Below are 18,666 nucleotides of genomic sequence, written 5' to 3'. Positions count from 1 at the left end.
TCGTAGTGACGTTGCTGTAGTTGCGCATCAATCTGCTTTACGGTCTCCAGACCGTCGCCCACCATGATCAGGATCGAGGTGCCGCCGAACGGGAAGTTCTGGTTCGCGTTGATCAGAACCAGTGCAACCAGCGGGATCAGTGCCACGAAGCCAAGGTAGAAGGCTCCGGGCAGGGTGATCCGGGATAGGACGTACTGAAGATAATCCGCGGTCGGCTTGCCGGCGCGGATGCCCGGAATGAAGCCACCGTACTTCTTCATGTTGTCCGAGACCTCTTCGGGGTTGAATGTAATCGCAACATAGAAGTAGGTGAAAAACACAATCATGGCGAAATACAGCAACATATAGATCGGGTGGTCACCCTTGGTCAGGTTGTTGTTGATCCACTCAACCCAGGGCTGCATCTGCTCGCCGGCCTTGGGCTGGTTGAACTGTGCGATCAGCCCCGGCAGGTACAGCATGGACGAGGCGAAGATGACGGGCACGACGCCGGCCATGTTCACCTTGATGGGGATGTAGGTGCTGGTTCCGCCGACGGTGCGGCGTCCGATCATGCGCTTGGCGTACTGCACCGGGATCCGGCGCTGGGACTGCTCCACGAAGACCACCAGGGCCACGGTGAGCAGGCCGATGATCAGGACCAGGAAGAAGGTGCCGGGGCCCTGGGCCTTCCAGATCGCACCGAGCGAGCCCGGGAAGCCGGCTGCGATAGAGGTGAAGATCAGCAGCGACATTCCGTTGCCGACACCCTTCTCCGTCACGAGCTCACCCATCCACATGATGAGGCCGGTACCGGCCGTCAGCGTGATGATGATGAGGACTGTCGTGACAATGCTGTCGTCCGGGATGATGGGCAGCTGGCAGTTCGGCAGCAGCTGTCCGGAACGGGCCAGCGACACCAGCGTCGTGGCGTTGAGCAGGCCGAGGGCGATGGTGAGATAGCGGGTGTACTGGGTCAGCTTGGACTGGCCGGATGCACCCTCCTCGTACAGCTGCTGGAAGCGGGGAATGACCACCCGGAGCAGCTGGACGATGATGCTCGCCGTGATGTAGGGCATGATGCCGAGGGCAAAGATGGACACCTGCAGCAATGCACCGCCGCTGAACAGGTTGACGAGCTGGTAGATCCCGCCCGAGGTCTGACCGTTCTGCAAGCATTGCTGGACATTCTGGTAGCTCACACCAGGCGAGGGGATGAATGCACCCAAGCGGAAGATTGTGATGATTCCCAGCGTGAACAACAACTTGCGTCGCAGWTCAGGCGTGCGAAAGGCCCGGCCAAATGCGCTAAGCAAGCGTCCTCCTGAGTAATAAGTAAAGTCGTGTGAGACAGGTCAAATAAACCCAACAACCGAGTCTAACGGGTGGATGCGTCCGGCGAACAATCGGCGGGGCCCGGAAAATGAAAAAACTCCCGGCACCGGGGGCCTGAGCCCCTGGTACCGGGAGTTTCAACAAYGGGCAACTGCCCCGCCGCCTCGTTAGAGGGCGGTGGTGCTTCCGCCTGCTGCGGCAATTTTTTCAGCGGCACTGGCCGAGAATGCGTGGGCGGTGACGTCAACCTTGACGGTGATGTCGCCGGTGCCCAGCACCTTGACGGGCTGGTTCTTGCGAACGGCACCCTTTTCGACCAGGTTCTCCACGGTGACTGCGCCACCTTCCGGGAACAGCTCGTTGAGCTTGTCCAGGTTTACAACCTGGTACTCAACCCGGAACGGGTTCTTGAAGCCGCGCAGCTTCGGCAGGCGCATGTGCAGCGGCAGCTGGCCGCCGGCAAAGCCAGCCTTGATCTGGTAGCGGGCCTTCGTACCCTTGGTACCGCGACCGGCGGTCTTACCCTTGGAACCTTCACCACGACCAACACGGGTCTTGGCGGTCTTGGCACCCGGGGCGGGACGCAGGTGGTGAACCTTCAGTGCGTTCTGCTTTTCAGCGGCGCCCTGTGCCTTTTCGGCGGTGTTCTTCTCTGCCATTTACTTCGCCTCCTCTACCTTTACCAGGTGCGGAACCGTGTTGAGCATTCCGACGGTCACGGCGTCGGCGGTGCGGACAACGGTGTGTCCGATCCGCTTCAGGCCGAGGGACCGAAGGGTGTCGCGCTGGTTCTGCTTGCCGCCAATGGCGGACTTGATCTGAGTGATCTCCAACTGAGCGTCGGAGGGAATCAGGTTCTTAGCCAACTCAGACACCTGCCTTCTGGTTCAAAAGCGCCTTCACCATTGCCGGCGGAGCGATCTCGTCGAGCGGGAGGCCGCGGCGTGCTGCCACTGCTGCCGGCTCTTCAAGGCGCTTCAGCGCGTCAACAGTCGCATGCACGATGTTGATGGCGTTGGAAGATCCGAGCGACTTGGAGAGGATGTCGTGGATTCCCACGCACTCCAGTACTGCACGGACCGGACCGCCGGCGATAACACCGGTACCGGCGGAAGCCGGACGCAGCATTACGACGCCTGCAGCGGCTTCGCCCTGTACGCGGTGCGGGATGGTGCTGCCGATGCGGGGAACGCGGAAGAAGGACTTCTTGGCCTCTTCAACGCCCTTCGCGATGGCGGCGGGAACTTCCTTGGCCTTGCCGTAGCCGACGCCGACCATGCCGTTGCCGTCACCGACGACGACGAGGGCGGTGAAGCTGAAGCGACGACCACCCTTGACGACCTTGGAAACGCGGTTGATGGTTACGACGCGCTCTACGAACTGGCTCTTCTCGGCCTCGCGGCCGCCGTCACGGCCACCACGGCCGCCACGGTCGCCACGGCCCTGGCCGCGGTCGCCACGCTCGCCACGACGAGCGCCACCACGGCGGTCATCGGCGGTCGCAGGCGCAGCGGTCTCAGTTGCCGGAGCAGCTACAGCTTCAGTCACCTGAATGTCCTTTTCGTTATTTTCGGTCACAGTGACAGCCCACCTTCACGTGCGCCGTCAGCGACGGCGGCGATGCGGCCGTGGTACTTGTTACCACCGCGGTCGAAGACAACTGCTTCGATACCGGCAGCCTTGGCACGCTMGGCGACGAGTTCGCCAACGCGCTTGGCCTTGGCGGTCTTGTCACCGTCGAATGCACGAAGGTMGGCTTCCAACGTGGAGGCGCTTGCCACGGTCAGGCCCTTGGTGTCATCGACAACCTGGACGAATACGTGACGTGCGGAACGGTTGACGACCAGACGCGGGCGTACAGCCGTACCGGAGATGCGCTTGCGGATACGAAGCTGGCGGCGGCTGCGCTGGGCAGACTTGCTCTTGTTCGTACGCTTCTTGTTAATTGCGATCGCCATGGTTACTTACCAGCCTTTCCGACCTTGCGGCGGATGACTTCGCCTGCGTAACGGATGCCCTTGCCCTTGTAGGGGTCCGGCTTCCGCAGCTTKCGAATGTTGGCAGCAACCTCGCCGACCTGCTGCTTGGAGATACCTGAAACAGAGAGCTTGGTCGGGGTCTCAACTGCAAAGGTGATGCCGTTCGGTGCCGAGACGTTGACGGGGTGGCTGAAGCCCAGAGCGAACTCCAGGTCAGAACCCTTGGCCTGGACGCGGTAACCGGTACCGACAATCTCAAGCTTCTTCTCGTAGCCTGCAGTGACACCCTGGATCATGTTGGCGATCAGGGTGCGGGTCAGGCCGTGCAGCGAACGTGAGGCACGCTCGTCGTTCGGGCGGGCGACAGTCAGGGTGCCATCTTCCAGGGAAACCTCAATCGGGCTGGGCACAGTGTGGCTCAGCTCGCCTTTGGAACCCTTGACGCTGACGACAGAGCCGTCAACCTTGACCTCAACGCCGGCAGGAACGGTGATGGGGAGACGTCCAATACGTGACATTATTCTCTTCCTTTCCCGTTACCAGACGTAAGCGAGGACTTCGCCGCCCACGCCCTTCTTGCCGGCCTGCTTGTCAGTCAAGAGGCCGGAAGAGGTGGACAGGATTGCGACACCCAGGCCACCGAGCACGTGCGGCAGGTTGGTGGACTTTGCGTAAACGCGCAGTCCCGGCTTGGAAATACGACGAACGCCAGCGATTGAACGCTCGCGGTTCKGACCGAACTTGAGCTCGAGGGTCAGCTTCTTGCCAACCTCAGCGTCTTCTTCTTTCCAGGAGGCGATGTAACCTTCAGMCTTCAGGATGTCGGCAACGCGTGCCTTGAGCTTGCTGTACGGCATGGACACGGAATCGTGGTATGCCKAGTTAGCGTTGCGCAGACGCGTAAGCATGTCTGCGACGGGATCTGTCATTGTCATGTGGGCTCTTGCCCTTCCTCATAACGGTTTCCGCCACGMTGCTTTTCCGAAAATAAACCGGAAACAGCGCGGCCGGACCTTTTACGTAGCTAGATTAGTCTTCGGTCTTGAACGGGAAGCCAAGCGCCTTGAGCAGCGCGCGGCCTTCGTCGTCAGTCTTGGCAGTGGTCACGACAGTGATGTCCATGCCGCGTACGCGGTCGATGGAATCCTGGTCGATTTCGTGGAACATAACCTGCTCGGTCAGACCGAAGGTGTAGTTGCCGTTGCCGTCGAACTGCTTGCCACTGAGGCCACGGAAGTCGCGGATACGCGGCAGTGCCAGCGTGACCAGACGGTCCAGGAATTCCCACATACGGTCGCCACGCAGAGTCGCGTGCGCACCGATCGGCATGCCTTCGCGCAGCTTGAACTGTGCGATCGACTTGCGTGCCTTGGTTACCTGCGGCTTCTGGCCGGTGATCAGGGTGAGATCGCGGACAGCGCCGTCGATCAGCTTGGAGTCCTTGGCGGCATCTCCAACACCCATGTTCACAACGACCTTGACCAGGCGGGGAACCTGGTTGACGTTCTGGTACTTGAATTCCTCAGTCAGCGTGTTCTTGATGGAATCGGCGTACTTGGTCTTCAGACGAGGAACGATCTTGCTTGCCGGAGTCTCGAGAGTCTCAGTCATTAGATGTCCTTCCCTGAGCTCTTGGCCACGCGGACGCGCACTTCACGCTTCACGCCATCGCGCTCAACGGTCTCGGTGCGGAAACCGACGCGGGTGGGCTTCTTGGTGGACGGGTCAACMAGAGCCACGTTGGAGATGTGGATCGAAGCCTCGACKACCTCGATGCCACCGGTCTTGGTGCCGCGCTGCGACTGACCGACTTTGGTGTGCTTGGTTACGCGGTTAATGCCTTCGACCAGCACGCGGTTGGTCTCGGGGAATACGCGCAGAACCTTGCCCTGCTTGCCCTTGTCKCCGCCGCGCTCAGCCTTGGCGCCAGTGATGACCTGAACGAGGTCACCCTTTTTGATCTTAGCCATGGACTAGAGCACCTCCGGAGCCAGAGAAACGATCTTCATGAACTTCTTGTCGCGAAGTTCACGACCAACCGGTCCGAAGATACGGGTACCGCGGGGGTCACCGTCGTTCTTCAGGATGACGGCTGCGTTCTCGTMAAACTTGATGTAGGAACCATCCGCACGGCGGCGTTCCTTCTTTGTACGGACGATGACAGCCTTGACGACGTCGCCCTTCTTAACGTTGCCGCCCGGAATTGCGTCCTTGACGGTAGCGACAATTACGTCGCCAATGCCTGCGTAGCGACGGCCAGATCCACCGAGAACGCGAATGGTAAGGATTTCCTTAGCACCCGTGTTGTCGGCGACCTTGAGTCGCGACTCCTGCTGAATCACTATTTACTCCTTGCGTCGCGCTGGTTCTCAGACCGAAAATCTTCCTACGGAATGAGCCTTGCGGAACGGTTGATCGGGGTGTCTCTTGACCTGCCTGGATTTTGCCAGACCAGGCCTAAACGCCCGTGCCAAAAACATTTGCTTCCCAGGCGGTTCCGACGGATCGGGGCGCAAGGGGGCACTATGCCGTGGCACGATTGTTTACGAGGTTGATGACGGCGCGCAAAAGGCGCCATACAAACTCAAAATCTTAGCACGTTTTCGGCGCATCCCCATATCACAGCTACGCCACCTGCACACGACAGCGCTGGTCAKGGCGCGGCAACGCGCCTCGGGCGGCAGGTCCTCTGGTCCCCTCGTCACCAAACTCATCTTCCCGTGACCGAACGGAGCCAGCCATGGGACTGAAACCATCGCGCAAGCCGTCAATGACCCGGTTCATCTCGGCAGGGATCCTGATTTTGTTGCCGGGCGCCGTAGCAGCCTGCTCCGGGCCGGCCCCGGCATCGTCGCTGCCGCTGACCCAGGTCCAGGACATAGCCCTGCCCGGGGCGGCGAGCAGGCTTGACTACCAGGCCATCGACGCAGATGCGAAGCGGCTCTATATCGCCCACCTCGGCGACGGCACCGTCCACGCGGTCGATCTCGCCAGGGRCACGGTGGCCGGAACGGTGCCCGGAACACCCTCGGTTCACGGAGTCACGCTCGCGCCCGACCGGCACCTTCTCCTGGCCGCGGTTTCGGGAACGAACGAGGTGGCGCTTATCGACACCAACACCCTTAGGGTGACCGCCCGGGTCCCGGCAGGCACGACCCCGGACGGGATCGCCTACGACCCGGTCCACGGCAAGGCTTACGTCTCCAACGAACACGACCACGCCGAAACGGTGATCGACCTCGCCACGAACACCGCGAAGGCCGCGATCGAGATCGGCGGGGAGGCCGGTAACAGCGTCTACGACACGGCCAGCGGGACGATCCTGGTCAATGTCCAGGACCGCAACGAGCTGGTCATCATCGACCCGGCCACGGACACGGTCACCGACAGAATTCCGGTCCCKGACTGCGCCAGCAACCACGGCCTCTATGTCGACGGCGCCAACAAGCTTGCATTCATCGCCTGCGAGGGCAGCGCGAAGCTTCTGGTGCTGGATCTGCACACCAGAAAAGTCAMTGCCCGTTTCGACACCGGCGAGTCTCCGGACGTGCTGGCCTTCGATCAGGGACTGCACCGCCTMTACGTCGCGTCGGAGTCGGGTGTCGTCAGTGTTTTTGACGAGCAGAACCGTGCCCTGACGCCCAAGGCGTCCGGCAAGCTGGCCGACAACGCCCACACGGTCGCCGTCGACCAGGCCACGCACCGGGTCTACTTCCCCCTCCAGGACGTCGACGGCCACCCGGTGCTGCGCATCATGGACGCCAAACCGTGAACTCCGGCGCCGGACCGGACCGGGGCGCCCCTGCGTCCAACRACGGCGTCACGCAGGACAACCTCTTGGCCCGCCGGCAMCCGCGCTCCCCCGGAATCCCGGCCCGCCGCCGTCGTACGCGTCGTGAAAGCTTGCTGCCCGTGACACCGCGAGCCGCGGCCCCCAAGATTTCCCCGACAACGCGGAAGCCCCCGCTCCCCAAAGGGGAACGAGGGCTTCAGCTGTAGCACAGGCAGCAAAGCTGCAGGTGTTACTTGGCCTTTTCGAGGATCTCGACCAGGCGCCACCGCTTGGTAGCGGACAGCGGGCGGGTCTCGGCGAGGAGCACGAGGTCGCCGATGCCGGCGCTGTTCTCTTCGTCGTGAGCCTTGATCTTGGCGTTGCGGCGGATGACCTTGCCGTAGAGGGCGTGCTTCACGCGGTCTTCGACCTGGACAACGATGGTCTTTTCCATCTTGTCCGAGACGACGTAGCCGCGCTTCGTCTTACGGTAACCGCGCTCGTCAGCCTGGGCTGCGCCGGAAACAGTTTCCGTCACGTTCTCGTCCTTTTCACTCACTTGGCATCCTCCTCGGTTTCAACCGTTTCAGCCTTCTCGGCCTTCTTGGTTGCAGCCTTCTTGGACTTCTTCTCTTCCTTGGCTTCCACAACCGGTGCGGCAACCTCGGCACGAATGCCCAGCTCGCGTTCGCGGAGAACGGTGTAGATGCGGGCGATGTCCTTCTTTACCGCGCGCAGACGACCGTGGTTCTCCAGCTGACCGGTGGCGGACTGGAAACGCAGGTTGAACAGCTCTTCCTTGGCCTTGCGGAGTTCTTCAACGAGACGCTCGTTGTCGAAACCGTCCAGCTGTGCGGATGCAAGTTCCTTGGATMCTACTGCCATTTCTACTCACCACCTTCGCGACGCACAATGCGTGCCTTCAACGGCAGCTTGTGGATTGCCAGGCGCAGGGCCTCGCGAGCTACCTCTTCACTGACACCGGAGAGTTCGAAGAGAACCCGGCCCGGCTTGACGTTTGAGACCCACCATTCCGGAGAACCCTTACCGGAACMCATGCGGGTTTCGGCAGGCTTCTTCGTCAGCGGACGGTCCGGGTAAATGTTGATCCAGACCTTTCCGCCACGCTTGATGTGGCGGGTCATCGCGATACGGGCAGACTCGATCTGACGGTTCGTGACGTAGGCAGGGCTCAGAGCCTGGATGCCCCACTCACCGAAGGAGACCTGGGTGCCGCCCGTAGCAGCGCCGGAACGACCCGGGTGGTGCTGCTTACGGTGCTTTACTCGACGTGGGATAAGCATTTAAGCCTGTCCTCCTTCTACTGCCGGTGCAGCTGCCTCAACTGCCGGAGCTTCGGCGGCAGCGGGTGCTGCCTCAGCTGCCGGGCGGTCGTTACGACGACGGCGGTCACCACGGTCAGCGCCACCCGGGCGGCCCGGGCGGTCGCTGGCACCACGGCCGCGGGACGGAGCAGCAGCTGCCTGCTGAGCCAGTTCCTTGGCGGTGACGTCGCCCTTGTAGATCCAGACCTTCACGCCAATGCGGCCGAAGGTGGTCTTGGCCTCGTAGAAGCCGTAGTCGATGTTCGCACGCAGGGTGTGCAGGGGCACACGGCCTTCGCGGTAGAACTCCGAGCGGGACATTTCAGCGCCGCCCAGACGACCGGAGCAAGCGATACGGATACCCTTGGCACCGGCACGCTGTGCGGACTGCATGGCCTTCTTCATCGCGCGGCGGAACGCCACGCGGGAAGTCAGCTGCTCAGCAACGCCCTGGGCAACAAGCTGGGCTTCCATCTCGGGGTTCTTGACCTCGAGGATGTTCAGCTGAACCTGCTTGCCGGTGAGCTTTTCAAGCTCGCCGCGGATGCGGTCTGCTTCAGCGCCGCGGCGGCCGATGACGATGCCCGGACGTGCCGTGTGGATGTCCACGCGGACACGGTCGCGGGTGCGCTCGATTTCGACCTTGGCGATGCCGGCGCGCTCCATGCCCGTGGACATGAGCTGGCGGATGCGGATGTCTTCGCGAACGAAGTCCTTGTACCGCTGGCCAGCCTTGGTGCTGTCAGCAAACCAGTGCGATACGTGATCGGTGGTGATGCCGAGTCGGAACCCGTGCGGGTTAACTTTCTGTCCCACTTAGCGAGCCTCCTCTTTCTCCGGGGTAGCRACTACCACGGTGATGTGGCTCGTGCGCTTCTTGATCTGAAATGCACGACCCTGAGCTCGCGGCTGGAACCGCTTCATGGTCGGGCCTTCATCAACAAACGCTTCGCTGATGATGAGGTCACCTTCGTCAAACGCCACGCCGTCGCGGTCCGCGAGGACCCGGGCGTTGGAGATTGCCGACTGAACTACCTTGAATACCGGCTCCGAAGCTGCCTGGGGGGCAAACTTCAGAATTGCCAGAGCCTCATTMGCTTGCTTACCACGAACAAGGTTGACGACGCGCCGGGCCTTCATAGGCGTTACRCGGATGTGACGCGCAATTGCCTTGGCTTCCATTGCTTTCCTTCTCTCGTCTTTGACGTAAGTGCAGGCGCCTAGCGGCGCTTGCCCTTACGGTCGTCCTTGACATGGCCGCGGAATGTCCGCGTGGGAGCGAATTCGCCGAGCTTGTGCCCGACCATCGACTCAGTGACAAACACGGGGATGTGCTTGCGTCCGTCGTGCACGGCGATCGTGTGGCCGAGCATGTCGGGGACGATCATCGAACGGCGGGACCAGGTCTTGATGACGTTCTTGGTGCCMTTTTCGTTTTCCCTGGCTACCTTCACAAAGAGGTGCTGGTCAACGAAAGGACCTTTTTTCAGGCTGCGTGGCATGTGTCCAGGCTCCTATCGCTTGTTCTTGCCAGTACGACGGCGACGAACAATAAGCTTGTCGCTCTCTTTGTTGGGGCGGCGGGTGCGGCCCTCAGGCTTACCGTTGGGGTTGACCGGGTGACKACCACCGGAGGTCTTACCTTCACCACCACCGTGCGGGTGGTCAACCGGGTTCATGGCGACACCACGGACGGTCGGGCGAACGCCCTTCCACCGCATACGGCCGGCCTTGCCCCAGTTGATGTTCGACTGCTCAGCGTTGCCGACCTCGCCGACGGTTGCGCGGCAGCGCACGTCAACGTTGCGGATTTCGCCGGAAGGCAGACGCAGCTGGGCGAAGCGGCCTTCCTTGGCGACGAGCTGAACAGAAGCGCCAGCGGAACGGGCCATCTTGGCGCCGCCACCCGGACGCAGTTCGACTGCGTGGATAACGGTACCGACGGGGATGTTGCGCAGCGGCAGGTTGTTGCCCGGCTTGATGTCAGCGTCGGCGCCGGCCTCTACGAAGTCGCCCTGGGACAGCTTGTTCGGGGCGATGATGTAACGCTTGGTGCCATCAACGTAGTGCAGGAGTGCGATGCGAGCCGTGCGGTTCGGGTCGTACTCGATTTCGGCAACGCGGGCGTTGACGCCGTCCTTGTCGTGGCGACGGAAGTCGATCAGACGGTACTGGCGCTTGTGTCCACCACCCTTGTGACGGGTCGTGATCTTACCGGTGTTGTTACGGCCACCCTTTTTCGGGAGGGGACGTACCAACGACTTTTCCGGCGTCGACCGCGTGATTTCAGTGAAGTCCGCTACGCTCGAGCCACGACGGCCCGGGGTAGTCGGCTTATATTTACGGATTCCCATAATTTATTTCCTCGTTAAAGTGGTCTCCGCTATGAAAGCGGACCGCCGAATATGTCGATAGTGCCTTCTTTGAGGCTCACAATGGCACGCTTGGTGTTCTTGCGGGTACCCCAGCCGAATTTGGTGCGCTTGCGCTTACCGRCACGGTTGATGGTGTTGATCGATTCGACCTTGACGGAGAAAATCTTCTCCACGGCCAGCTTGATCTCGGTCTTGTTCGAGCGGGGGTCCACCAGGAAGGTGTACTTGCCCTCGTCGATCAGGCCGTAGCTCTTTTCCGAGACGACGGGTGCAAGCACGACGTCGCGCGGGTCTTTGATGGTGGCTGCACTCACTTGGCATCCTCCTCGTTCTTTGCGACCTTGTCAGCAACAAATGCTTCGTAGGCAGCCTTGGTGAAGACTACGTCGTCGGAAACGAGAACGTCGTAGGTGTTCAGCTGGTCTGCGTACAGAACGTGAACTTCCTCGAGGTTGCGCACGGACAGTGCAGCAACATCGTTGGCGCGCTCAATGACAACGAGCAGGTTCTTGCGCTCGGAAACTCCGCGCAGGGTTGCCAGTGCTTCCTTGGAGGACGGCTTGGAGCCGGCAACCAGGTCAGCGATGACGTGGACGCGGCCGTTGCGGGCACGGTCCGAGAGTGCGCCGCGCAGTGCAGCAGCAATCATCTTCTTGGGGGTGCGCTGGCTGTAGTCACGCGGCGTGGGGCCGTGGACAACGCCACCACCGGTCATGTGAGGAGCACGGATGGAACCCTGACGGGCGCGGCCGGTGCCCTTCTGCTTGAACGGCTTGCGACCTGCACCGGAAACTTCGGCGCGGGTCTTGGTCTTGTGGGTACCCTGGCGAGCAGCAGCGAGCTGGGCAACGACGACCTGGTGCAGCAGCGGCACGTTGGTCTGTACGTCGAAGATCTCTGCAGGCAGGTCAACCTTGACAGTGCTAGTCATTGAACTAGGCTCCCTTCACGGCGGTGCGTACGAGTACGACCTGGCCGCGGGCACCGGGAACGGCGCCCTTGATCAGGAGCAGCGACTTCTCGACGTCAACCGCGTGGACCGTGAGGTTCAGCGTGGTGTGACGAACGGCGCCCATGCGGCCGGCCATTTTCATGCCCTTGAAGACGCGGCTCGGGGTGGATGCGCCACCGATTGAACCGGGCTTACGGTGGTTCTTGTGGGCACCGTGGGAAGCTCCAACGCCGTGGAAGCCGTGACGCTTCATAACACCGGCGAAGCCCTTACCCTTGGTGGTGCCAACGACGTCGATCTTCTGGCCGGCTTCGAAGAGCTCTACGGAGAGCTCCTGGCCCAGCTCGTAAGAGTCAGCATCTGCAGTGCGCAGTTCTACGACGTGGCGGCGAGGCGTGACGCCTGCCTTTTCAAAGTGACCAGCCAGCGGCTTGGTGACCTTGCGGGGATCGATCTGGCCGTAGCCGATCTGAACGGCGACATAGCCATCAGTTTCTGCGTTGCGCAGCTGCGTGATGACGTTCGAGTCAGCCTGGACCACAGTGACGGGGATGAGCTTGTTGTTCTCGTCCCAGACCTGGGTCATGCCGAGCTTCGTGCCCAGCAGGCCCTTTACGTTACGGGTTGCGGTCATAGTCTCTCAGCACCTCCCTACAGCTTGATTTCGATGTTCACGTCGGCCGGCAGGTCGAGACGCATGAGCGAGTCAACAGCCTTGGGCGTGGGGTCGATGATGTCGATCAGACGCTTGTGCGTGCGCATTTCGAAGTGCTCGCGGCTGTCCTTGTACTTGTGCGGAGAGCGGATAACGCAGTACACGTTCTTCTCCGTCGGCAGCGGCACGGGGCCGACTACCGTTKCGCCTGCGCGCGTGACCGTCTCAACGATCTTCCGTGCTGAAACGTCAATGACCTCGTGGTCGTATGACTTCAGCCGGATGCGGATTTTTTGTCCCGYCATGTCGCCTGACTCTCTTTCAGTCTGTGCTTCCCCTGATTGGGGCTGCCCTGTTCACTTACGTGTTGTGTGGCTGCCGAAGCATTTGAAGTCGTGACTACCACCCGCCGCACAAGCTGAATCCGGAAGGATCCGGGTTCCTCAACCTGCCGACGTAACCGACCCCCGCGGTCGGGYGTGTCGCACGTTTTCACACATACGAGTCCGCAATTCCATGGGGAGTGGGTTATGTTTGGTCTCTTACTTGGACCCTGACACCCGGCATTATCCGGATCGGGACGCGAAAGAGCGCTTGAACAACTCATCTAGTATGCCGGAATTTGCGGGCAGAAGCGAATCAGTCCCCATGAAGGGGCCGTTCGGACATTGTCCTCCTCCGCCATCGAATAGATGATAGGGGCATGACTGTGCAGGATTCTGTGGCAGTTCAGGCCCTCGCCGCACGCCTGAGGCCCGGGTTCACCCTGGGAGTCRCCTCCGCTGCCTTCCAGATCGAGGGCGGCCTCGACGCCGGCGGCCGCGKGCCCTCCGGCTGGGACGCGTTTGCCGAGAAGCCGGGGAACATCCTGCACGGGCACTCCCCCGCCATCGCATGCGATCACTATAACCGCGCCGCCGAAGACATCGGGCTCATGCGCGAGCTCGGAATCGACTCCTACCGCTTCTCGATTTCCTGGCCGCGGGTCCAGCCCGAGGGGACAGGGCCCTTCAATGCGGCCRGCCTGGACTTCTATGACCGACTCATCGACCAGCTGCTCGCCGCCGGCATCTCTCCCATGGCCACGCTGTACCACTGGGATACGCCGCTCCCCCTCGAGCACCGGGGCGGCTGGATGAACCGCACGACGGCGGAACGGTTTGCCGAGTACAGCGCGGCTGCCGGCAAGCGGTTCGGCGATCGTGTGGCGCAGTGGGTCACGCTCAACGAGCCCGCCTCGGTCACTCTGAACGGGTACGCCCTGGGCACCCATGCACCCGGCCACGGTCTGCTCTTCGATGCCCTGCCGTCTGTGCACCATCAGCTCCTGGGCCACGGCCTGGCGGTGCAGGCGCTGCGCGCGGAAGCCGTCACCGGCGCCGTCGGCGTCTCGAACCTGCACTCACCGGTCCGGCCGGCTTCCGGTTCCGTCTCGGACCGGCTGCTCGCCAGGGTGTTCGATCTCCTGCTGAACCGGCTCTACGCCGACCCGATCCTGCTGGGCCGCTTTCCCGGGCCGCCGCTGATCGCCCGGCCGTGGTTCCGTTCGCTGCGGAGCATCCCCGACGCGGATCTGGCCACCATCCACCAGCCGCTGGATTTCTACGGCCTGAACTACTACTACCCCGTGCGGGTGGCCACGGGCCGCGGCGTCGACAGCCCCACCGGAGACGCGGAGGCGATGTTGAAGGTGCCCTTCCACCTCGCCGCGTTCCCGGAGTACGAGCACACAGGATTCGGCTGGCCGGTCGCTCCGGAGCACTTGGGTGTCCTGCTCCGGGAGCTGAAGGACCGGTACGGCGCGTCACTGCCACCGCTGTTCATCACCGAGAGCGGGGCGAGCTTTCCCGAACCGGACCACGTCACGGGACCTATCCCCGACGCCGGGCGGATCAGCTACCTCGCCGCGCACCTTCACGAGGCGGTGGAGGCCACCTCCGCCGGGGGCATAGCCCACGACGTCGAACTGCTTGGCTACTACGTCTGGACCCTCATGGACAACTTCGAGTGGGCGGCCGGCTACTCCCAGCGCTTCGGCCTGGTTCACGTGGACTTCGACACCCAACAGCGCACGCCAAAGGAGTCCTACTACTGGTACCAGGCCCTMGCGCGGGCCCGGGGGCCAAGAAGCATCTAAACAGACCGGCGCGGCCGGAGACTACTACTCGCGGTTTGCCCGGTTGATGCGCTTGGCACGCTCGATCTCCTGGCGGAAGTGCTTCTTCACCCAGAAGTAAGCCACCGCTGCCCCGACGACGAGCAGCAGAAAAATGAACCAGCCCATGGTGAGCTCCTTTCCCCTACCTGCAAAGGTAGCAGGAACTTAAAAAGAACAGCCCCGCTGCAGATGCAGCGGGGCTGTTCCCTAGTTTTCCGTGGCCGTCAGCCGGCCAGGTCAACCGTGATCAGCAAGTACTACTTGAGGATCTTGGTGACGCGTCCCGAACCAACGGTGCGGCCGCCTTCGCGGATAGCGAAGCCGAGGCCCTCTTCCATAGCGATCGGCTGGATGAGYGCAACGGTCATCTCAGTGTTGTCGCCGGGCATAACCATTTCCGTGCCTTCCGGCAGGGTGATAACGCCGGTTACGTCCGTGGTGCGGAAGTAGAACTGCGGGCGGTAGTTGGAGTAGAACGGGTTGTGACGTCCGCCTTCGTCCTTGGAGAGGATGTAGACGTTAGCCTCGAAGTCGGTGTGCGGGGTGATGGAACCCGGCTTGACGACAACCTGGCCACGCTCGACATCGTCGCGCTTCAGACCGCGGAGCAGGAGGCCACAGTTCTCGCCAGCCCATGCTTCGTCGAGCTGCTTGTGGAACATCTCGATACCGGTAACCGTGGTCTTCTGGACCGGGCGGATGCCGACGATCTCKACCTCGGAGTTGATGGCGAGGGTTCCACGCTCGGCGCGGCCCGTAACAACGGTGCCACGGCCGGTGATCGTGAAGACGTCTTCGATCGGCATCAGGAAGGGCTTGTCACGGTCACGGATCGGGTCCGGAACGGACTCGTCGACAGCTGCCATGAGGTCCTCAACGGACTTGACCCAAACCGGGTCGCCTTCGAGGGCCTTCAGGCCGGAAACGCGGACAACCGGAGCCTCATCGCCATCGAAGCCCTGCGAGCTGAGCAGCTCACGAACTTCCATTTMGACGAGGTCGAGGAGCTCCTCGTCATCAACCATGTCTGCCTTGTTCAGCGCGACCAGCAGGTAGGGAACGCCAACCTGGCGGGCAAGCAKAACGTGCTCGCGGGTCTGAGCCATCGGGCCGTCAGTGGCGGCAACCACGAGGATTGCACCGTCCATCTGAGCAGCGCCGGTGATCATGTTCTTGATGTAGTCAGCGTGACCCGGAGCGTCTACGTGTGCGTAGTGGCGCTTCTCGGTCTGGTACTCAACGTGGGAGATGTTGATGGTAATGCCGCGCTGACGCTCTTCGGGTGCAGAGTCAATCGACGCGAAGTCACGCTTCTCGTTGAGAGTCGGGTACTTGTCGTACAGCACCTTGGAAATGGCGGCCGTCAGCGTCGTCTTACCGTGGTCAACGTGACCAATGGTACCGATGTTAACGTGCGGCTTAGTCCGCTCGAACTTTGCCTTTGCCACAGGTTCCTCCTAGAACGTTTTCAAATGACTTACCCTTCGGCCGCGCTTGTCGCGGCAGAAACTCCAGTAAGTCTACTTGGGGGGCTTTGGATTGGTGAAATTGCAGATTCAGGTACTAATGCTAGTGCCTAGAGCCTGTTCGTGCAGGCGGCCGAACTCCGGCCTGGCCGGACTACAGCTGACCGGAGTCCGGCCACTTGCACCAGATGAATCCCCGCTGGCGGAGACGCATCCGAGTTTTTGCTGCTGCGATGCGTCCTAGGGACTACTCGCCGCGGTTCTTCTGGATGATCTCGTCGGCAACTGCCTTCGGGACCTCGGCGTAGCTGTTGAACGTCATGGAGTACACAGCGCGGCCCTGGGTCTTCGAGCGCAGGTCACCGATGTAGCCGAACATGCCGGACAGCGGGACGTGCGCGCGAATTACCTTGACGCCCTGGGCATCCTCCATGGACTGCATCTGGCCACGGCGGGAGTTGAGGTCACCGATAACTTCACCCATGTATTCCTCAGGGGTGCGGACCTCGACATCCATCAGCGGTTCGAGCAGAACAGGGTTCGCCTTGCGTGCGGCTTCCTTGAAAGCCATACGGCCGGCGATCTTGAACGCCATTTCCGAAGAGTCAACATCGTGGTAAGCGCCGTCAATCAGCGTTGCCTTGATGCCGACAACCGGGTAACCGGCCAGGACGCCGTCGTTCAGCGCATCCTGGATACCGGCGTCGACCGACGGGATGTACTCGYGCGGAACGCGGCCACCGGTGACCTTGTTCTCGAACTCGTACAGCTCGCCGCCTGAGGTGTCCAGCGGCTCGATCGCGATCTGGATCTTTGCGAACTGGCCGGAACCACCGGTCTGCTTCTTGTGCGTGTAGTCGTGACGCTCTACAGCACGCTTGATGGTTTCGCGGTAAGCAACCTGCGGCTTGCCAACGTTCGCCTCGACCTTGAATTCGCGGCGCATGCGGTCCACMAGGATGTCCAGGTGGAGCTCGCCCATGCCGGCGATGATGGTCTGGCCGGTGTCTTCGTTGAGGGAGACCTGGAAGGTCGGGTCCTCAGCGGAGAGCTTCTGGATAGCCGTGGAGAGCTTCTCCTGGTCACCCTTGGTGTTCGGCTCGATCGCAACCGAGATCACAGGCTCCGGGAAGCTCATGGACTCGAGGACAATCTGGTTGGCCGGATCGCACAGGGTGTCGCCCGTGGTGGTGTCCTTCAGGCCGATCGCTGCGTAGATGTGGCCGGCGGTAGCGCCCTCGACGGGCATTTCCTTGTTGGCGTGCATCTGGAACAGCTTGCCGATGCGCTCCTTCTTGCCCTTGGTGGAGTTGACCACCTGGGAGCCTGCTTCCACGTGACCGGAGTACACGCGGATGAAGGTGAGCTGGCCGAAGAACGGGTGCGCGGCGATCTTGAAGGCCAGCGCGGAGAACGGCTCTTCGGAGGAAGGCTTGCGGGTCAGTTCCTTCTCTTCGTCGCGGGGATCGTGACCGATCATCGGCGGGACGTCGAGCGGGTTCGGCAGGTAGTCCACCACAGCGTCGAGCATCGGCTGGACGCCGCGGTTCTTGAAGGCAGAACCACAGAAGACCGGGTAGATCTCGGAGTTGATCGTCATCTTGCGGATGCCGGCCTTGAGCTCGTCGATGCTGATCTCTTCGCCTTCGAGGTACTTCTCCATGAGTTCCTCGGAGGACTCGGCAACAGTCTCGATGAGCTGCGCGCGGTACTCGTCGGCTTTCGCCTGGAGGTCCGCCGGGATCTCGCGGATCTCGTACTTGGCACCCATGGTGACGTCACCCTTGGCGTCGCCGGGCCATACCAGCGCACGCATGTAAAGGAGGTCGACGACGCCGATGAAGTCGTTCTCGGCGCCGATCGGCAGCTGCATGACGAGCGGCTTGGCACCKAGGCGGCTGATGATGGTGTCGACGGTGAAGTAKAAGTCRGCGCCGAKCTTGTCCATCTTGTTGACGAAGMMGATSCGCGGRACSTTGTACTTGTCAGCCTGGCGCCAAACAGTMTCAGACTGCGGCTCCACGCCTTCCTTGCCGTCGAACACGGCGACAGCACCGTCGAGGACGCGCAGGGAGCGCTCAACCTCAACGGTGAAGTCAACGTGGCCGGGGGTGTCGATGATGTTGATCTGGTTGTTTTCCCAGAAGCAGGTAACGGCGGCAGACGTGATGGTGATGCCGCGTTCCTTTTCCTGTTCCATCCAGTCAGTCGTCGAAGCGCCGTCGTGCGTTTCGCCGATTTTGTGGTTCACACCTGTGTAGAACAGGATGCGCTCGGTAGTAGTGGTMTTGCCGGCATCGATGTGGGCCATGATGCCGATATTGCGGACCTTGCTAAGGTCGGTAAGCACGTCCTGTGCCACGGTGTCTCCCTTTCGGATGGACTGCACGTTCGCCGCCGGCTCAGTCGAGCCGGCGGCGTCCGGGAAGTATTACCAGCGGTAGTGTGCGAAGGCCTTGTTGGACTCGGCCATCTTGTGGGTGTCTTCGCGACGCTTCACAGCGGCACCGAGACCGTTGGAGGCATCCAGGATCTCGTTCTGGAGGCGCTCGGTMATCGTCTTTTCGCGACGGGCCTTGGAGTAGCCGACCAGCCAGCGGAGGGCGAGGGCCGTCGAGCGACCCGGCTTGACCTCGACAGGAACCTGGTAGGTGGCGCCACCAACACGGC

General features: G+C 61.8%; 27 protein-coding genes. 2 read left to right on the top strand and 25 right to left on the bottom strand.

From position 1 onward, the window contains the following. The 10 genes from secY to rplN all read right to left on the bottom strand — a co-directional run. A partial coding sequence (gene secY, locus AC1DBQ_RS14000) for a preprotein translocase subunit SecY (protein ID WP_476929074.1) occupies window positions 1-1,295 on the bottom strand: 1,295 nt, incomplete at its 3' end. 186 nt (window positions 1,296-1,481) lie between these two features. Next, window positions 1,482-1,973 carry a 50S ribosomal protein L15 gene (rplO, locus tag AC1DBQ_RS13995; protein WP_091251994.1) on the bottom strand — a complete coding sequence of 164 codons (492 nt, stop codon included), beginning with the start codon at window positions 1,971-1,973 and terminating at the stop codon, window positions 1,482-1,484. Continuing rightward, window positions 1,974-2,180, bottom strand: a complete 207-nt coding sequence (rpmD, locus tag AC1DBQ_RS13990) for a 50S ribosomal protein L30 (protein ID WP_056626615.1) — start codon at window positions 2,178-2,180, stop codon at window positions 1,974-1,976. Between the two features lies 1 nt (window position 2,181). Continuing rightward, window positions 2,182-2,862 carry a 30S ribosomal protein S5 gene (gene rpsE / locus AC1DBQ_RS13985; protein ID WP_202615727.1) on the bottom strand — a complete coding sequence of 227 codons (681 nt, stop codon included), beginning with the start codon at window positions 2,860-2,862 and terminating at the stop codon, window positions 2,182-2,184. Between the two features lie 26 nt (window positions 2,863-2,888). Next, a complete protein-coding gene (rplR, locus tag AC1DBQ_RS13980) occupies window positions 2,889-3,272 on the bottom strand; it encodes a 50S ribosomal protein L18 (RefSeq protein WP_476929073.1) in 384 nt (127 codons plus the stop codon). A 2-nt stretch (window positions 3,273-3,274) separates the two neighbouring features. Beyond that, entirely contained in the window at window positions 3,275-3,811 is a 537-nt protein-coding gene (gene rplF / locus AC1DBQ_RS13975; RefSeq protein ID WP_116765096.1) for a 50S ribosomal protein L6, read from the bottom strand. Between the two features lie 18 nt (window positions 3,812-3,829). Then, window positions 3,830-4,228 (bottom strand): 30S ribosomal protein S8, encoded by a 399-nt coding sequence (rpsH, locus tag AC1DBQ_RS13970; protein ID WP_476929072.1) that lies wholly within the window; start codon window positions 4,226-4,228, stop codon window positions 3,830-3,832. Window positions 4,229-4,322: 94 nt separating this feature from the next. Beyond that, a complete protein-coding gene (gene rplE / locus AC1DBQ_RS13965) occupies window positions 4,323-4,904 on the bottom strand; it encodes a 50S ribosomal protein L5 (RefSeq protein WP_018773672.1) in 582 nt (193 codons plus the stop codon). Next, window positions 4,904-5,263: a 50S ribosomal protein L24 gene (gene rplX, locus AC1DBQ_RS13960; protein WP_024366125.1), complete on the bottom strand. Its 360-nt coding sequence runs from the start codon at window positions 5,261-5,263 to the stop codon at window positions 4,904-4,906. The genes rplE and rplX overlap by 1 nt, the downstream gene beginning before the upstream one ends. Window positions 5,264-5,266: 3 nt before the next feature. Continuing rightward, window positions 5,267-5,635: a 50S ribosomal protein L14 gene (gene rplN, locus AC1DBQ_RS13955; RefSeq protein ID WP_476929071.1), complete on the bottom strand. Its 369-nt coding sequence runs from the start codon at window positions 5,633-5,635 to the stop codon at window positions 5,267-5,269. 398 nt (window positions 5,636-6,033) lie between these two features. Between rplN and AC1DBQ_RS13950 the strand changes: the two genes are divergently transcribed. Further along, complete coding sequence (locus tag AC1DBQ_RS13950; RefSeq protein WP_476929070.1) at window positions 6,034-7,065, top strand: YncE family protein; 1,032 nt, start codon at window positions 6,034-6,036, stop codon at window positions 7,063-7,065. 250 nt (window positions 7,066-7,315) lie between these two features. Here AC1DBQ_RS13950 and rpsQ read toward each other — a convergent pair whose 3' ends face one another. From rpsQ to rpsJ, 11 genes are read right to left on the bottom strand one after another with little or no spacing between them, the layout of a single operon-like run. Then, complete coding sequence (gene rpsQ / locus AC1DBQ_RS13945) at window positions 7,316-7,624, bottom strand: 30S ribosomal protein S17 (protein ID WP_090950925.1); 309 nt, start codon at window positions 7,622-7,624, stop codon at window positions 7,316-7,318. Further along, window positions 7,621-7,950: a 50S ribosomal protein L29 gene (gene rpmC, locus AC1DBQ_RS13940; protein ID WP_476929069.1), complete on the bottom strand. Its 330-nt coding sequence runs from the start codon at window positions 7,948-7,950 to the stop codon at window positions 7,621-7,623. Before rpmC ends, rpsQ begins: the two co-directional genes overlap by 4 nt. 2 nt (window positions 7,951-7,952) lie before the next feature. Continuing rightward, window positions 7,953-8,369: a 50S ribosomal protein L16 gene (gene rplP, locus AC1DBQ_RS13935; protein ID WP_476929068.1), complete on the bottom strand. Its 417-nt coding sequence runs from the start codon at window positions 8,367-8,369 to the stop codon at window positions 7,953-7,955. Then, window positions 8,370-9,206 (bottom strand): 30S ribosomal protein S3, encoded by an 837-nt coding sequence (gene rpsC / locus AC1DBQ_RS13930; protein WP_091251983.1) that lies wholly within the window; start codon window positions 9,204-9,206, stop codon window positions 8,370-8,372. Then, complete coding sequence (rplV, locus tag AC1DBQ_RS13925) at window positions 9,207-9,572, bottom strand: 50S ribosomal protein L22 (protein WP_003803798.1); 366 nt, start codon at window positions 9,570-9,572, stop codon at window positions 9,207-9,209. Between the two features lie 38 nt (window positions 9,573-9,610). After that, complete coding sequence (rpsS, locus tag AC1DBQ_RS13920; RefSeq protein ID WP_476929067.1) at window positions 9,611-9,892, bottom strand: 30S ribosomal protein S19; 282 nt, start codon at window positions 9,890-9,892, stop codon at window positions 9,611-9,613. A gap of 12 nt (window positions 9,893-9,904) precedes the next feature. After that, on the bottom strand, window positions 9,905-10,744 hold the full coding sequence (gene rplB, locus AC1DBQ_RS13915) for a 50S ribosomal protein L2 (protein ID WP_476929066.1): 840 nt from the start codon (window positions 10,742-10,744) through the stop codon (window positions 9,905-9,907). A gap of 29 nt (window positions 10,745-10,773) precedes the next feature. Then, a complete protein-coding gene (gene rplW, locus AC1DBQ_RS13910) occupies window positions 10,774-11,079 on the bottom strand; it encodes a 50S ribosomal protein L23 (RefSeq protein WP_476929065.1) in 306 nt (101 codons plus the stop codon). After that, window positions 11,076-11,696 (bottom strand): 50S ribosomal protein L4, encoded by a 621-nt coding sequence (rplD, locus tag AC1DBQ_RS13905; protein WP_090575302.1) that lies wholly within the window; start codon window positions 11,694-11,696, stop codon window positions 11,076-11,078. Before rplD ends, rplW begins: the two co-directional genes overlap by 4 nt. Window positions 11,697-11,700: 4 nt before the next feature. Beyond that, complete coding sequence (gene rplC / locus AC1DBQ_RS13900; protein WP_003803812.1) at window positions 11,701-12,351, bottom strand: 50S ribosomal protein L3; 651 nt, start codon at window positions 12,349-12,351, stop codon at window positions 11,701-11,703. 17 nt (window positions 12,352-12,368) lie between these two features. Beyond that, on the bottom strand, window positions 12,369-12,677 hold the full coding sequence (gene rpsJ, locus AC1DBQ_RS13895; protein ID WP_476929064.1) for a 30S ribosomal protein S10: 309 nt from the start codon (window positions 12,675-12,677) through the stop codon (window positions 12,369-12,371). 398 nt (window positions 12,678-13,075) lie between these two features. Between rpsJ and AC1DBQ_RS13890 the strand changes: the two genes are divergently transcribed. Continuing rightward, complete coding sequence (locus tag AC1DBQ_RS13890) at window positions 13,076-14,509, top strand: GH1 family beta-glucosidase (RefSeq protein ID WP_476929063.1); 1,434 nt, start codon at window positions 13,076-13,078, stop codon at window positions 14,507-14,509. Between the two features lie 24 nt (window positions 14,510-14,533). Here AC1DBQ_RS13890 and AC1DBQ_RS13885 read toward each other — a convergent pair whose 3' ends face one another. The 4 genes from AC1DBQ_RS13885 to AC1DBQ_RS13870 form a co-directional block, all read right to left on the bottom strand. Further along, window positions 14,534-14,656 (bottom strand): hypothetical protein, encoded by a 123-nt coding sequence (locus AC1DBQ_RS13885; protein ID WP_272914133.1) that lies wholly within the window; start codon window positions 14,654-14,656, stop codon window positions 14,534-14,536. A 131-nt stretch (window positions 14,657-14,787) separates the two neighbouring features. Further along, window positions 14,788-15,978: an elongation factor Tu gene (gene tuf, locus AC1DBQ_RS13880; protein WP_476929062.1), complete on the bottom strand. Its 1,191-nt coding sequence runs from the start codon at window positions 15,976-15,978 to the stop codon at window positions 14,788-14,790. Between the two features lie 265 nt (window positions 15,979-16,243). Beyond that, window positions 16,244-18,358, bottom strand: a complete 2,115-nt coding sequence (gene fusA, locus AC1DBQ_RS13875; protein ID WP_476929061.1) for an elongation factor G — start codon at window positions 18,356-18,358, stop codon at window positions 16,244-16,246. A gap of 69 nt (window positions 18,359-18,427) precedes the next feature. Next, on the bottom strand, window positions 18,428-18,666 hold a 239-nt coding region (locus AC1DBQ_RS13870), incomplete at its 5' end, for a small ribosomal subunit protein uS7 (protein ID WP_476929060.1).

The sequence above is a fragment of the Arthrobacter sp. 10T413_2 genome, from assembly GCF_056394205.1.
Note: the sequence above shows the minus strand (reverse complement) of the source record. Positions and strands in the feature narration are given on the sequence as shown.